Origin of the sequence: Pedobacter caeni (genome assembly GCF_900129215.1) — a bacterium.
In the GTDB taxonomy this organism is placed as follows: Bacteria; Bacteroidota; Bacteroidia; order Sphingobacteriales; family Sphingobacteriaceae; genus Pedobacter; species Pedobacter caeni.
Genome location: NZ_FQUQ01000001.1, coordinates 595042 through 609589, shown reverse-complemented (window position 1 = coordinate 609589; position 14548 = coordinate 595042). Strand labels below are relative to the sequence as shown.

At 40.4% G+C, this 14548-nt stretch carries 18 protein-coding genes; 9 read left to right on the top strand and 9 right to left on the bottom strand.

What is annotated here, in order from left to right; genetic code table 11:
• Nucleotides 1–105: 105 nt before the first annotated feature.
• The 3 genes from BUC20_RS02475 to BUC20_RS33525 form a co-directional block, all read right to left on the bottom strand.
• On the bottom strand, nucleotides 106–1221 hold the full coding sequence (locus tag BUC20_RS02475; protein ID WP_073226956.1) for a M56 family metallopeptidase: 1116 nt from the start codon (nucleotides 1219–1221) through the stop codon (nucleotides 106–108).
• 3 nt (nucleotides 1222–1224) lie between these two features.
• Complete coding sequence (locus tag BUC20_RS02470) at nucleotides 1225–1593, bottom strand: BlaI/MecI/CopY family transcriptional regulator (RefSeq protein ID WP_073226955.1); 369 nt, start codon at nucleotides 1591–1593, stop codon at nucleotides 1225–1227.
• Between the two features lie 62 nt (nucleotides 1594–1655).
• Nucleotides 1656–2618 carry a tetratricopeptide repeat protein gene (locus BUC20_RS33525; RefSeq protein ID WP_084528464.1) on the bottom strand — a complete coding sequence of 321 codons (963 nt, stop codon included), beginning with the start codon at nucleotides 2616–2618 and terminating at the stop codon, nucleotides 1656–1658.
• 88 nt (nucleotides 2619–2706) lie between these two features.
• Between BUC20_RS33525 and BUC20_RS02460 the strand changes: the two genes are divergently transcribed.
• Nucleotides 2707–3837: a DEAD/DEAH box helicase gene (locus BUC20_RS02460; RefSeq protein ID WP_073226953.1), complete on the top strand. Its 1131-nt coding sequence runs from the start codon at nucleotides 2707–2709 to the stop codon at nucleotides 3835–3837.
• Nucleotides 3838–3850: 13 nt separating this feature from the next.
• Here the strand turns inward: BUC20_RS02460 and BUC20_RS02455 are convergent, their stop codons facing one another.
• From BUC20_RS02455 to BUC20_RS02445, 3 genes are read right to left on the bottom strand one after another with little or no spacing between them, the layout of a single operon-like run.
• Nucleotides 3851–4918, bottom strand: coding sequence for a DUF6688 domain-containing protein (locus BUC20_RS02455; RefSeq protein ID WP_073226950.1), 1068 nt, complete (start codon nucleotides 4916–4918; stop codon nucleotides 3851–3853).
• A gap of 4 nt (nucleotides 4919–4922) precedes the next feature.
• The gene (locus BUC20_RS02450; RefSeq protein ID WP_073226947.1) at nucleotides 4923–5405 is read right to left on the bottom strand and encodes a WG repeat-containing protein; all 483 of its coding nucleotides are present in this window, start codon (nucleotides 5403–5405) and stop codon (nucleotides 4923–4925) included.
• Nucleotides 5393–5932 (bottom strand): GNAT family N-acetyltransferase, encoded by a 540-nt coding sequence (locus BUC20_RS02445; protein WP_073226945.1) that lies wholly within the window; start codon nucleotides 5930–5932, stop codon nucleotides 5393–5395. The genes BUC20_RS02450 and BUC20_RS02445 overlap by 13 nt, the downstream gene beginning before the upstream one ends.
• A gap of 248 nt (nucleotides 5933–6180) precedes the next feature.
• On the opposite strand from BUC20_RS02445, the gene BUC20_RS02440 reads away from it, so the two are divergent.
• From BUC20_RS02440 to BUC20_RS02420, 5 genes are all read left to right on the top strand, one after another.
• Nucleotides 6181–6687 (top strand): VOC family protein, encoded by a 507-nt coding sequence (locus BUC20_RS02440; RefSeq protein ID WP_084528462.1) that lies wholly within the window; start codon nucleotides 6181–6183, stop codon nucleotides 6685–6687.
• A gap of 90 nt (nucleotides 6688–6777) precedes the next feature.
• Nucleotides 6778–7968, top strand: coding sequence for an acyltransferase family protein (locus BUC20_RS02435; protein ID WP_073226942.1), 1191 nt, complete (start codon nucleotides 6778–6780; stop codon nucleotides 7966–7968).
• 1 nt (nucleotide 7969) lies between these two features.
• Entirely contained in the window at nucleotides 7970–9001 is a 1032-nt protein-coding gene (locus BUC20_RS02430; RefSeq protein ID WP_073226940.1) for a sensor histidine kinase, read from the top strand.
• Nucleotides 8991–9692: a LytR/AlgR family response regulator transcription factor gene (locus BUC20_RS02425; RefSeq protein WP_073226937.1), complete on the top strand. Its 702-nt coding sequence runs from the start codon at nucleotides 8991–8993 to the stop codon at nucleotides 9690–9692. The genes BUC20_RS02430 and BUC20_RS02425 overlap by 11 nt, the downstream gene beginning before the upstream one ends.
• Nucleotides 9693–9767: 75 nt before the next feature.
• Nucleotides 9768–10793 carry a hypothetical protein gene (locus tag BUC20_RS02420; RefSeq protein ID WP_073226934.1) on the top strand — a complete coding sequence of 342 codons (1026 nt, stop codon included), beginning with the start codon at nucleotides 9768–9770 and terminating at the stop codon, nucleotides 10791–10793.
• A 10-nt stretch (nucleotides 10794–10803) separates the two neighbouring features.
• Here the strand turns inward: BUC20_RS02420 and BUC20_RS02415 are convergent, their stop codons facing one another.
• Together BUC20_RS02415 and BUC20_RS02410 are read right to left on the bottom strand one after the other, a co-directional pair.
• Nucleotides 10804–11604: a hypothetical protein gene (locus BUC20_RS02415; RefSeq protein WP_073226932.1), complete on the bottom strand. Its 801-nt coding sequence runs from the start codon at nucleotides 11602–11604 to the stop codon at nucleotides 10804–10806.
• Between the two features lie 11 nt (nucleotides 11605–11615).
• Nucleotides 11616–12179 (bottom strand): GNAT family N-acetyltransferase, encoded by a 564-nt coding sequence (locus tag BUC20_RS02410; RefSeq protein ID WP_073226930.1) that lies wholly within the window; start codon nucleotides 12177–12179, stop codon nucleotides 11616–11618.
• A 253-nt stretch (nucleotides 12180–12432) separates the two neighbouring features.
• Between BUC20_RS02410 and BUC20_RS02405 the strand changes: the two genes are divergently transcribed.
• Together BUC20_RS02405 and BUC20_RS02400 are read left to right on the top strand one after the other, a co-directional pair.
• Nucleotides 12433–12750, top strand: coding sequence for a hypothetical protein (locus tag BUC20_RS02405; protein ID WP_073226928.1), 318 nt, complete (start codon nucleotides 12433–12435; stop codon nucleotides 12748–12750).
• A gap of 79 nt (nucleotides 12751–12829) precedes the next feature.
• Entirely contained in the window at nucleotides 12830–13198 is a 369-nt protein-coding gene (locus BUC20_RS02400; protein WP_073226925.1) for a hypothetical protein, read from the top strand.
• 18 nt (nucleotides 13199–13216) lie between these two features.
• Here the strand turns inward: BUC20_RS02400 and BUC20_RS02395 are convergent, their stop codons facing one another.
• Complete coding sequence (locus tag BUC20_RS02395) at nucleotides 13217–13396, bottom strand: hypothetical protein (protein WP_073226923.1); 180 nt, start codon at nucleotides 13394–13396, stop codon at nucleotides 13217–13219.
• Between BUC20_RS02395 and BUC20_RS02390 the strand changes: the two genes are divergently transcribed.
• Nucleotides 13395–14534: an efflux RND transporter periplasmic adaptor subunit gene (locus tag BUC20_RS02390; protein ID WP_073226919.1), complete on the top strand. Its 1140-nt coding sequence runs from the start codon at nucleotides 13395–13397 to the stop codon at nucleotides 14532–14534. The genes BUC20_RS02395 and BUC20_RS02390 overlap by 2 nt on opposite strands.
• Nucleotides 14535–14548: the final 14 nt, after the last annotated feature.

Below are 14548 nucleotides of genomic sequence, written 5' to 3'. Positions count from 1 at the left end.
GGTTAGAATTATAAACCCAAACATATAACTAAACAACTAGTTTTACAACTAATTATTTAGCTCACTCAACTAAATAATTAGAAAAAGGCCTTAAAAGCCTCATAACTAAGATTTATTCTCAAAATTAATATTTATCTGATATTTAACATTTACCAACTGGCCATTTACAATTGCAGGTTTCCAATTCGGACTGCTGGTAATCAACCGGATTGCTTCCTGATTTATTTCCTCATTTACGCCCTTAACAATCTCCGCATTACTAACTTTTCCGTCGGCATTAACCAGGAAAGATAAGGTTACTGTTCCTTCCACCCTTCTCCTGGCAGGCTGATGTTGTTTTGCTGACCGGATCAGAAAAGACCTGAACTCAGTCAATCCACCCGGAAACATGGCTTCTCTGTTTATTTCTACTGTTGTTTTCTGATCTATGATTGCAGAGGAGCATAATACCGCAATTAAGATTAAGGGCAGATACAAACCATATTTAAGAAGGTTGAGCTTGTTTGATCTCTTTTTCTGCAACATTGCAATCCGTAATTTAACCTGCGACTGCTTTATAAATGGATTAACCAACGCGGGCATGGTTTCCAGCGATTTGGACAACAAAAAATAAGCGTATTTTTTCTTCTCCCCATTTAGCGACACTACCCGTTCATCCGCCAGGTACTCGTGCAGGTTCTTCAGACTGAATTTATAGGCATACACCACCGGATTAAACCAGCTAAACAAGCTCACAAATTCTACCAACAGAATATCTAAGCTATGCCATTGCTTAATGTGTGCTTCTTCATGATGATTGATCAGGTCCAGCCCCTGCAAGTCCGGATCAATTACTTTGATCCTGAAAAAAGAAAAGGCCATTCCCTTAACTGGGTTTGAAATGATTTTTTTGAGCAGAATAAGCCTGTAAATAAAAAGTATTGAACTCAGGATAAGCCCTGTTAAATAGACCAGAACAAGGTAATCTTTCCAATCAGGACCTGTTGTCGGGAAGGATTCAGACTCCAGCCAGACACTTTTAATTTGTGACTTTATCACCGGGTTTATCGCTTCCTGAAATGACCAATCCAGTTTTATTATTGGAATGACAAATGATAAAACTACTGCACTAAGCAGATAAATGCGATTAAGGGTAAAATAGGTTTCCGTTCTTAACAACAATTGATAAAAGGCATAAAATACCAGAAGGTAAATGTTCGCCTGTAATAAGTAAACAGCCATATCCTAATCTTTAATCTGATCAATCATCTTTAATACTTCATCAATCTCTTTTACATTAAGCTTCTTTTCCCGGATAAAAAAAGAAAGCATATCCTGAGCGGAGTTTTCAAAATAGTTTCCTAACAATTTCTCTGCTTCGTAACGCTTATAGGCCTCCCTGGTAATTAACGGATAATATCTATGGGTTTTACCAAAGGCTTCATATCCAATTACCCCTTTTGATTCTAAAATTCTGATCAACGTGGATACCGTGCTGTATGCTGGTTTCGGGTCCGGCAATTCCTGAACAATTTCTTTAACAAATGCTTTTTCAAGCTTCCATAAAATATGCATCAACTGTGCCTCTCCTTTGGTAAGATCTTTAATTTCCATTGTTAATGATAGATTTATTGAGGTAAATATATGACTAATTACTTAGTTATTGATCAGACAGATCAGTTGATACTCAGATGTGCATTCATAAACTTGAAATATTTATCCTCTTCGCCGCTAAATATATCCGGTCCCTCCAGCACGTATGCCCTGATCAGGAATTCTTTGGCTTCCTTATCCTGCTCCAATTCAAAAAACACCTGGCCTATGCGCAACATCAGGAATGGGTCTTCATAGGCATTGGTTTCCATGTTCCCCTTTGCATTATAAAGATGAACCAGTGATCGCCTGAAGTTATTCAACATATAATAACCATCGCCAAGGGACATTTCCAGCAAAAATGTTTCCTCATACAAATTCCTGGGTTCAGGGACCAATGCCAAAGCCTCAGTCCAGATCCGGATAGCTTTCCGAAATTTTCCATCATCAAATAAATCCTCACCCCGTTCCCTTAGCACTTGAATGCGCTCAGCTAATTCCTCTGAAAGTTCCGTAAACCCAGGTCTGATACTGAGCCCGGGCTGAGATAAAACCTCTTTATGAAACAGCTCCAGGATCTCCTTATTGTCATTCAGTTTCTTCTTAGCCAGTTCAAAATAAAAATCAGGATGGTCGCTAAAATCTCTTTTTGTAGCACCATACTTAACCGCCTGATAAAAAGCATCCTTCGTCCCCTCTACCTGGTTAAGATACAACAAAGTTTCCCCATGTAAGATATATGGCATGGTATCGTAGATCTTATAGCCGCTGCTTTCCTCTTCAAGGATCCAGTCTTTAACCAGTTGAAGTGCCTCATCATGTTTTCCTGACTTATTCAAAACAGGGATCAGGTCTATTAATATCATGCGCGAACAGGAGGTATTGAATTTGGGTTGCGGCAATTTCTCCCATGCCATTTTTATTTTTTCCAATGATTCTTCCAGCTTTCCCGCCTCCAGGAGTTCAGCAGCTTCATCGTTCAAATTAAAGAGTTCATTTTCTAAATCAGAAGGCAAACCAACTGCCATGCGTACTTCATTCTTCATATATCAGGGTTTCGGTTTTTAATCTAATGTAAAGTAAAAGCTTTCTAACGATAATTTTTGTTTATTTTTACACAAAAATCCGAGTAACATGTCTTTTACATCTCTGGGTTTATCACCTGCTTTATTGAAAGCATTGGTAAATCAGCAATTTACAGTACCCACTCCCATTCAGCAAGCAGCAATACCAGCTATAATAGATAAAAAGGATGTTTTGGCCATAGCTAAAACAGGTTCAGGAAAAACGGCCAGTTATGTTCTTCCCCTTTTGAACAATTTACAAAAGTCATTTGGCGTAAAAAACCGCCACGCCAATGTACTGGTATTGGTCCCTACACGTGAGCTTGCGGAGCAGGTAAAAGATGTTTTCCTTACCTTTAGCATGCAAGTTCCCGAGTCCATTAAAACCTTAGCCGTATATGGTGGTGTTTCCATTAACCCCCAAATGATGGCTTTACAAGGAATAAATGTGCTTGTTGCCACTCCAGGAAGATTATTGGAACTGGTGGATGCAAATGCCGTGCACCTATCCAGCATTGAAACTTTCGTACTTGACGAGGCTGATAAGATGCTGAACCTGGGTTTTAAAGAAGAAGTGAACAGAATTATTTCACTGTTACCTGAAAAGCGTCAAAACATATTGTTATCTGCCACCTTAAACAATGACCTTCAAAATATTCAACAGATCCTGTTGCAGGATCCTCTGGTCATCGAGATCAAAGAAGAAGAAGCTTCATTAGACCTGATCAATCAGCTGGCTTATATCGTTTCAGATGAAAAGAAAGGTCCGTTCTTACGTTATTTGATCAACCATCATCAAATGAAACAAGTATTGGTCTTTGCTTCCTCCGTTCATCAGGCTGATGCGATTGTGAATAAGCTGCTTAAAAATAAGATCAATGCCTTAGCTATTCACAGCAAGAAAAGTCAGGGTGCCAGAACGGACATCTTGCATGACTTTAAATCTGGCAAGCTCAGGGTATTGGTGGCTACAGACCTGATGGCAAGAGGAATAGACATTAATTTCCTTCCCTTTGTCATCAATTATGAATTGCCACGCTCCCCTAAAGATTATATTCACCGTATCGGCAGAACAGGCCGGGCAGACACTGCAGGAGATGCGATCTCACTGGTTAGTCAGGCGGAATTACATCATTTTGAAGTGATTCAGAAAAAGATGGGTAAACAGGTGAAAATGATTGACAGCGCCGGACTGATCTAAATGAAACGAGTTATCAGGATTGCGAATATTGCTTCGCAATCTTTTCCTCTGGTTTTGTGCTACACATATACAAACACAGCAGAAAGAAATACTCAAGAGGTTTCATCAACCTGTAAACCAGGTTTGATCCCTGCTGACTGGTGATCTTTTTTGACAAGGGATAACCGTATTTATCATAAAAACCCCTGATTACCCGATGCAAGCCGGGAAGGTTTTCCTGGATCAACTCTTCAAAAGCATTGGCAATGAGCAACTGCCTGTTTACGATAATTTCATGCCCATGTCTTAGGCCCAAACGAAGCGGTTTTACTACTTTCGGATCGCCACAAACAGCAACTGTGCATAAATAATGACCTTGATGATCTAAAAACGGCGGATGAGTCTTAGTCGAAAAACGCCATGTTGTTGTTTCGGTAAACACCTTGGTCATCGAATCTGATTCCTGTCCGAACAAGATCAATATGGCCACTATGATGACAAAGACAGGAACCATCAAAATCAATATATAAAATGGCTGATGTTTGGTATTTGACATCTTCTGGTTCAAATAATTCAGTACTTTATTCCGGTAAACCTTGTCATTTGCAACCGCTGCCTCTTCCACAACGCATTTACAAATTACCGCTACCGTAGTTACGATATAAACAAAAGGTAAGAATCCGAACATCCAGGCAGCATAGTTCTCCGTGTTATAGGTGACCTGGCAAAATACCGCAGCACTGATGGGTATGCCGATTAAAACAAAAACCAACATCAGTACAAACAACAAGGGAGGCATCTTTCTGCCTTTTAGCCAGAGCATCAGTAATCCGAGTGCTGCGAGGAAAAAAAAGGTCAGGAGACTGAGCAGGTGTTTCGATGCAAAAGGCGAATAGCCCCCATCAACAATATCAATAGCCTTATGATAGTCCGCATCATAAATCATTAACCCGCAGCAGAACAATAAAAAAGAAAGTGTAAAACTCACAATGAATACGTATTCCAGGGTTTTTACTGATGAGGCAACCCCTTTTCTCGTTTGCTTATAAACGACATACCCCAGTAAGGGCAATGACAATACTAATAAAAGGATCATTTCCATAATGCTATTTTAGTGGGCTAATGAACTTCCCCTCTTTATTCATAATTCCTGATTTCCCATCTTTCTTTACTTCAAAGCAGCCGGGAGTTTTAGCTTCTGTGATATCATCATAAATTACAGGAACAATGATCTTTCCTTTAAAATCTATTAATCCATACTTACTTTTATCATAAACGATGGCCAGATTCATGTCAATGATGCCCAGCCACTCATAAAGGGTATCGACTACCATAACCCCTCTGTCAGTCATAATCCCACGTTTGGTTAATGTTCCTACGGTATAAAAACCCAATTCTTTTTCGTCCAGGGTGATGTTGCTGAATGGATATTCCACTATTTTCTCATTTTTGCTGTTGTAAAACTCCATATTCCCGGTCAGTCTCGACATGCGGTAGCCTTTGATCTTATCGTCCTTAGGCTTTTGCGCACATGCACTAAACACAGACAACAGAAAGCCACAGATGATGATGTTTCTTATGATTCCCATTCTTCTCTCAGCATTGAATATAAAACCAGGTCAAGAAATTTATCATTAACCAGTTCTGCCTGTCTCAATATGCCTTCTTTTGTGAAATTCAGTTTCTTTGGGATGGCCAGGCTTCTGACATTGCCTTCCGCAGCAAGAATTTCTATTCTGTTTAAACCCAATTCTTTGAAAGCATAACCAATCAAACCTTTGCATGATTTGGTAATGATTCCCTTGCCTTCCTCACTTTTACTGAGCCAGTAGCCAATTTCGGCGCATTTATTTTGCGTATTGATATAGTGTAATCCCATTTTTCCAACAGGAATTCCATCTGAGAAGACCACAAAATTTATTTCAGCTCCCTCCAGATAGTTTTGTTCGCAATTTTTGATGTAATTAACGAAATTTTCCAGCGACTGACCATTGTCACCCCAGGCTAAAAATTCCGAGAAATGTGCCCTATGGGCATTAATGACTTCATACAATCCAATAGCGTGTTGTTCGCCAATCAGTTCGAGATGTATGCTTTCGTCTATATTGAGTTTCATTTTAATGTCCTTAATTCCAGGCCATCAAGTTACTTAATTTATTAAGAAATCTGACGGTGTAATTCTTCAAAATTAAATATCCCAATCCTTATCCCTTTCCAAAAAGACGGCACAGGACAAGAATTGGCACATTTTAGACATATCCATTTTGTATATTTGAAAACGGACTGATTTATACGATAAAAAATTACCAGGCATTTTGATAGAAGCGATTATCCCAATGATGATATTTACAATTTACACTTAAGATGATCAGCAAAAAAACAACCTGCTTATTAACCGGCATCGGGCTGATCATTACGCTATATTCCTGTAAAAGCGAGAAGAAAGAATCCCTTACAAAAGACGCAATAACAACATCAAAGATGAGCACCAAAAAGAACTCCAACCCTGTGGTCTATTTTGAAATTCCGGTAACCGATATGGCCAGGGCCATAAAGTTTTACGCTGCCGTTTTCAATTTTGACTTTGAAAAAGACACCATCGATCACAATGAAATGGCATTATTTCCTTTTACAGTAGCCGATAGCGGTATTTCAGGAGCCCTGGCGAAAGGAGAAATATACAAACCGACTATAAATGGCACCCTGATCTACTTCAGGACAGAAAATATTGATGCCACACTAAAATTAGCCCTGAAAAACGGAGGGGAAATTTTATATCCTGAAACCTCCAATGGCGAATATGGATCTGTTGCCGAATTTAAGGATAGCGAGGGAAACAGAATTGCCCTGCACATGGCTGTAAATCCATAAATAACCTATTGATCAGGAAAATCCGCCCTGTGGTCAAAAAAAAGCGCTCCATTTTACGCGAAGTTCTTTTCTTGTGTAAAAAGAACAAAAATGGAAAACACAGCACGACAAACCTATCTTGATTGGCTCAGGATATTATCCATAGCAGGGGTATTATTTTTTCATTCGGCCATGCCCTATGTTGCGGAAGATGGATGGCATATCAAAAATGCAGAAACCAGCAACCTGCTGATGGAGTCCAATATGTTTCTCCATCTTTTCCGCATGCCTTTGTTGTTCTTCATTTCCGGTACGGTAAGCTTTTACATGATGCAACGGAGATCTACGTTAAACTTCATCGGCTTACGCTTTCGCAGGCTATTGATTCCTCTTGTATTCAGCATATTGATCATTGTTCCACCTCAGGTTTATATGGAACGCCTGGTAAGTGGATATCAAGGTAGTTTTTGGGAATGGTACCCAAGGATATTCGATTTTGTCCCCTACCCAAAGGGCAATTTCAGCTGGCACCACCTTTGGTTTATTGCCTATTTGTTTATATACGACCTGATGTTTGCACCCTTGTTTGCATGGCTGATCTCTTCAAAGAGCAATGGTTTCAAAACAAAACTGGAAATGCTGGCTAAAGATAAACGGGTATACCTGCTGATGCTCCCGGGAATCATCTGGTATACACTGATGAGTCCCGCCTTTCCTGAAACCAATGATCTGATTAACGATCCCGCCTATTTTGTGTACTGGTTACTCTTTCTCATGGCCGGCTTTATCTGTATCCTTGAACCCAAATTGATGGATAGCCTGGAACGTAACCGTAGGTTTGCCTTAACCATAGGCTTTTTAGCACTGATGTTGCTGAACTACTTAAGGTGGAATAAAATTGAACCGGGTTATGAGAACTGGTATTTTCGGGATGAATCCTTTGCGTCCCTATTTTATGCGTTAAAACCAATCGTCGCATGGGCATGGGTATTTGCGTTAACTGGATATGGAAAACATTACCTCAACCGCAAATACAAACTGCTGAGCTATCTAAATGAAGCGGCTTATCCCTTTTACATCCTGCATCAGACCGTGATCGTCATTCTGGTGTATTACATTGTTCAGCTGCCTGATGAAAGTATTTTATCTAAATATATTTATACTTTAGCTCTCACCTTTTTTATTAGTGTACTGACTTATCATTTGCTGATCCGTCCTTTTGCAGTCAGCAGATTTTTATTCGGGATGAAACCTATCAAAAAAACAGAGGGAACTGAAAAGCTGAAAGAAGAAACCACCTGACATGAAGTTATTCAAAAAGTATATTTTCCCGGCACTTTATGGCCTCCTGATCTATTTCACGATCAGGTTGTTGCATGATCTTGCGGTTGACACCCAATTTTGGAAAAGAGACTTAGCTTTAAACATTTTTGAAATCCTTTGCAGCATCCTGCTGGGTTATTTAAGCATTGCCATTTTCGAAGCACTCTTCCGGTTTTACGACAAAGGGCGGCGCCATCATTTAAATTACCAGGGCATCATCAGAGAATTACTACAGCTTATAGGTGTCAATCTGCTCCTGACCTACCTGATCCTGATCCCAATGGCCACATTTACAGATGATGGACTTTCCTGGGTAGATGTAGCAGACCTGACCATCATCCCAACTTTATATGCCATTATTTACTACGGCATTGCACGCAGCAGAAGTTGGTTAAAGGCTTATGTAGACAATAAGGTCCTGCTGGAAAAAATAACGAATGAACATCTGGAAACAGAACTCAAATTCCTTAAAGCCCAATATCATCCTCATTTTCTTTTTAACGCTTTAAATACCATTTACTTCCAGATGGACGAGGACTTGCCCGGTGCAAAGAGAAGTATTGAAAAGTTTTCTGAATTGCTCAGGTATCAGCTTTACGACCAGCAACAACAGGTTGATGTAATTTTGGAAATTGACTACCTGCAAAGCTTTATTGAATTGCAAAAAGTACGGAGTACCGACAGATTGAAGCTGAGCCTGTTTTTCGATCCTCAGTTAAAGGAGCAACAAGTGTATCCCCTGTTCTTTTTGCCATTGATAGAAAATGCATTTAAATTTGTAGGTGGCGGGTATCAGATGAGCATTGCTGCTGAAATAGATGATGAAAACATCATATTTCGTGTGGAGAATGATGTTCCGACCATTAAAACCACTGAAAGCAAAACAGGCGGCATTGGCCTGGAAAATCTTAAACGACGGCTTAATCTTGTTTACCCTGACCGCCATTTGTTAGACATAAAACAGGAAAATGACCAGTTTAAAGTCATGTTAAAACTCAGGTATGAGCGATAAAATCACTTGCATCATTACGGATGATGAGCCTTATGCCCGGAAAGGTTTACAAGGGTATATAGAAAAGATCAGTTTCCTTGACCTCAAGGGAAGCTGTGAAGATGCTTTACAGCTGAACAGCCTGCTGGAAAGGCAACCTGTAGACCTGCTTTTCCTGGACATACAAATGCCCCTCATCACCGGCATTGAATTCCTGAAAACGGTCCGCAACCCTCCTAAAGTCATATTTACCACAGCCTACGAACAATATGCCATTCAGGGCTTTGAACTTGAGGTAATGGATTATCTCTTAAAACCGATTTCCTATGAACGTTTCTTAAAAGCGGCCACAAAAGCCAAAGACTACTTTGAAATGAGCACCGTTTCGGAACAGGGCCAGACTTATTTGTTTCTAAAGGTTAATGGTAAATTTGAAAAAATCGTCTTTGCTGACATCTTATTTATCGAAGGAATGGAAAACTATGTAGCCATTCATCTCAAAGACAAAAAAATCGTAACCCATACTACGATCAAATCATTACTGGAAAAATTACCTGCCAGACAGTTTATACAAACCCATAAGTCTTATATTGCAGGGATACAGAAAATTGACACTATTGATGGGAATATCCTGCACATTCAAAAGCATCAGGTACCGGTTAGTAAATACCTGCGAAAGGTGGTCATGGAAACGATACTAAATCACCGTTAACAATATTTAACATTACACTCCATTTACAAGCATTTAGTTTTATCGATATTGCAGTCCCAAATATCTGATATACTTATGAAACGACTCCTTACGCTGGCCTTACTGGTCACCAATTCTTATAGCATATCCGCTCAGACAGAAAACCCCAATAAAGAAACGCTTAAAAAGAAATATGAGAATTCTGACATCGATAAAGAGATTAGGAAAAAAATGCAGAGTGACATTCAGTATCCTGATAGTATTGTGTTGGCCCCTTTGCATTTCATTAACACTTTTATTCCCTTAGATACCGCAAATTTAGATTTTCAGCGCTTTTCTGTAGATGTGGAAATTAAAACCAAAATCCCCAAGGGGTATAACTTTTACATTTCCCCATTCAATGGTTCATTTAATGGAATTCCTTTTTATGGGGGTATCCAGACCTCCTCAGATGGGAGGCCTGTCAAAGGAGGAAAAGAGAGAAAGATTGGCCGTGGAGGGATTTTTTCAAGATGGATGGAGAGGGATACCGCTGCTTTAAAGGGAGAGGGCTATTATGCCAGCAGTGATGGGGAGGGCGATTTTATCAGCGTCCGGAATAAGCTAAAATGGGATAAGGGCACTTATCGGCTGACCTTGTATAAGTCGGGAGAGGTGAAAGGGAAGCCGCTTCCTGCAGGGTATAAAAGTAAGGACCTGATGTTTGCCTGGGGCGAATATGAACACAGCTGGGTGACCATGAGTGTTCAGGACCTGCAAACAGGAAAGAAAGTCATCATAGGATCCATGGCTTTTCCAGGAAAAAAATTGTCCATCAGTCCATACAACATCATTTTTCTGGAGCAATATGGTGCGGTGATCAATTTTGCTAAGGAGAAACCGAAAGCGGCAAATTCGGCCATCAATTATAAGGACTTGCCGGTAGTTAAGCTGGACATTAAGAACATCCTCATGAACGGAAAGCCCATCATTCCTGCGAAGGTTACTACTCTGGTGAATAGAACCCATCATCCTGAACAGTCGAAAATAGCGATGCCCATCCCTATCCTGTCTAAAGACGCATATGATGCTAAAACAGGCGTACTCAGTTATGAGGCCGGAGAATTCCAAAGCTGGAAGTAAGGTTGGTCATTTAAAAATTGCCGAAGGTAGCCTCAACCGGCAGGCCTTCCTTTGAATAACAGACCCTGACATATTCTACTGCTGAATCTTCAGGCAAACAATAGGTCAGGTCAAATTCTCCATACCTGTAATAGTCCAGTGCATCGAGACTAATCATTTCCAGTTCCTCTTTTGTGATGGATAGCTTAGCAGCGAGTTCTTTCCTCGAGGTACTGTCCAGTTCAGGAATGCGTCTTAAAACCGGATCAATCTCCGAAAGGCAGGTATGGAGGTCTTTGACATCATCGACATGAACGATAATAGAAAAACTGTGATCCTTTGATTGATACTCGTCGAAAGTGTAAGTGCCATAGGCAAAAGTAAATTCCCCTATTCCCTGCTGGGTATAGTCTGCAGTATCCTTTTTCCGGCTGCAATTGCTGAAGGCCCAGTCTATATAACTTTCATTTACCCTTCCAGCGCCCAAAGGAATCAGGTCCCACATCCTTCCGATTTCTTCTAAACCCGCAGAAACCGACCTCCCATCTTCAGCAACAAAAGTATAAATTCTGTTATCCAGTGTTACATTTCTAATTTTAAAACCGGAGGGAATATAGAAACTGGAAGCTCCGCCCCGATAACCGGCAAAACATTTCTGTACCCGATCAACCTCACAATGCTCAAAAACAAGAAGGACATTGGAATTTTGCTCCTCCCAATAATAAATCTGATCTGCAAAGGCTGCAGCTTCTTTTCGCGCATCAGGGTCCTCATCCCGAATGCGTGATAATAATTCAAATATCTTACCTGTATCCTTATCGCTGATTTTCATATGATGTTGGCTTAAATCCCCGACCAGTCTTGTTTACTGATCTGATAAACAAAATTCTTTTTAGGTGTTTCGCCATAGTAGGCCACCTCCTCTTCTCCAACTTTCAGGGCATTTAACCTTCCGATGGCCATCTGTGAGCGGACATTCTCTGCTCCGATATGGAACATCACCTGATCAGCAAATTGAAAAGCATAATCGATCATCAGCTGCTTAAAGGCAGGGTTGTATCCCTGTCCCCAGAACTTACGGCCAACAAAGGTGTAGCCAATAAAGACCTGCTTCTTTTCCTGGTCGAAATCATAATACCTGCTGCTGCCAACGACCTCTCCGGAATCTTTATTTAATATCAGATAAGCACCACCAGATTCCATTGCTCCCTTGAAAAAACTTTCAAACACATCTCTTTTGTAACGGTCCTTATTGGGATGTTGTTCCCAGATGAGGGGATCTGATGCCACTGCATAAAGCCGTTGAAAATCACCTTCCTGTAGTGGAACAAGTTTGACAAGCTCATTTTCGAGGACAAGCTGAAGATCAGGAGGATTGGTATTTGTAGATTGTATTTTTTTGTTCATCCGTATTTATCTCCCTTTAAAGTTGATTTTGTAATCAATGATTCTAATCTAATAAAATTAGTGCTACTCATTGAAAACTGATTGTAAAAGTTTTGAGAAAATAAATGCCAGTTAAAAATCTGCGACTCTCCTGAAATGATAAGAGATTAATCCCTGTACAGGTTTGGAGTTCCCGCCGGTAAAAAGAAACACAATAATTTGTATTTGCTAATATTTTTAGCATTATTGCAGTGTAAAACATAACACTAAGGAGATGATCGACAGAGATTGGAAGGAAAGAAGGATCAAAGATCCTTCATTTGTAGCTAAAGAACCTATTGCAAAAGAAGCCCGGCTGGCCAGGTGCCTGATTTATTCAGTGGCCACCAGAATATGGTATACCCCTCAGGAATTTCTGGATTCCGGAGAAAGAGTAGACATCTACAGGGGCAAGCAAAGCACAAAGCAATTTTGTATTATAGATCCTGCAGCCGGATTAAGGTATAAGGAGGAAGAACTAAAAAAAATCAAGGTGGAACATGACCGCCTGAAGGGCAAGATTGAAGATTACCTGTCAAACCGTTTAAAGTAAACACGGCATTTATCATAAAAATGTCAAGACAATTATCTGCAAACAATCAGGTAGCCTATTGTTATATCTTTGAAACCGTATGTTTATCAAACTATTTCATTTTCTATCGTTGTTTGCGTACCTCAACATTATTGCTTATGAAGCTGGAGACACTTCCATAAATCAAAAGCAGTCTACGTTTGCGGGCGACTCAATTCTGGAAATTGTACTTGATGACCTGCTGGATATTCCAATGCACAACTACGAAGACGACATAAAAATTCCGAATGAGAATTACCGTCTTTTCCAGACCGGCATTTATATCTTACCTGCAATCATCGTTTTTCTTTCCTTTTTTCTGTTTAAGCAGATCGGAAAACTAATTGTCATTGAACATCCGCTTTACAGAACAAAAAGTGTTTGTTTACCGAGTTATTACTCCCACCTTTTCAGGTTAAAACCATTCTAGGGCAAGCCCTCTTTTTTATTAGTAATTCCTATAGACCGGCATTTCATAAACAGGCCCCTGCATTAAGCGCGGGCAAATTTCTGCTTTGCCTGAGCCCCGGCCTTTACTAATCTCATCCATTCTATTCCTGCGAATTCCATTAAACCATTTATACATCTGGGCGTAAATACATACGTCCACAAAAATCAGTATTGCCATGAAGGTTAATTTTTTAGCTTATTCCCCTCTTTTTGTTGCACTTGCACTTGTCAGCTGTACCTCTTCTGAAAGTAAAGAAACCCCTACCACCGACAAGTCCAAATCCGTGCCTGTTGCTGCGATCCATGTGTTAGACACCACGATTTACAAAGAATATATTGCCGATATACAGGCCGTAAAAAATGTAGAAGTCCGGTCCCGCTTATCCGGTTTCTTAGAGAAAATATATGTAGAAGAAGGCTCAGCAGTAAAAGAAGGGCAGATTCTGTTTAAGATAAACGACGAAGAGTATAAGGCTGATCTCAGTAAAGCAGAAGCGGTATTGAACAATTCCATTGCCGATGCAAAGACAGTTGAACTGGAACAGCAAAGAACAAAACTGCTGGTAAAAAACAACATTGTTTCCAAAACAGAGCTTGATCTGGCAGCAGCCAAAGTTAAAGCGGCAGAATCGCGGATTGCCGAAGCCAGGTCTGTATTGCGCTATGCAAAGTCCAGGTTGTCCAATACCCTGATCAAATCTCCTTTCAGCGGCCGGATTGACCGATTGCCGTTAAAAGCAGGCAGCCTGTTGGAGGAAGGTTCCCTCCTCACCTCTGTGTCCGACCTGAGTGCTGTGAATGTCTACTTTTCCATCACGGAAAAAGAATACCTGAGCATTGCCAGTGATGCCGGATATGTAAAAAACAACTTTAAGAAACAGGTTAAACTGACCCTTGCAGATGGTGCTGTTTATCCCTTTGCAGGCCAGGCACGATTTGCAGAAAGTGAATTCGCAAGTCAGACGGGCTCGTTGTCGTTAAAAGCGACCTTTCCTAACCCTGAGGGTCTATTGAAACACGGTGCTTCGGGTAAAATCAGCGTTCCGATAGAAACCGGAGAAATCCTTGCCGTACACCAGAAGTCTGTTTTTGAGATCCAGGACAGAACCTATGTTTATGTTTTAGGGCCAGACAACAAGATTAAAATGACACCATTCCTGGCCGGACAAAGAGTGGGTCATTACTATATGGTCAGCTCCGGGTTAACAAAATCCGATAAGATTGTTTTTGAAGGCACCCAAAACCTGCGTGACGGAATTCAGATCAAGCCGGTCGACCTTAACTTAAAAGACACTAATCCAATTGCTAAAAACTAAACATATTTCCTAAT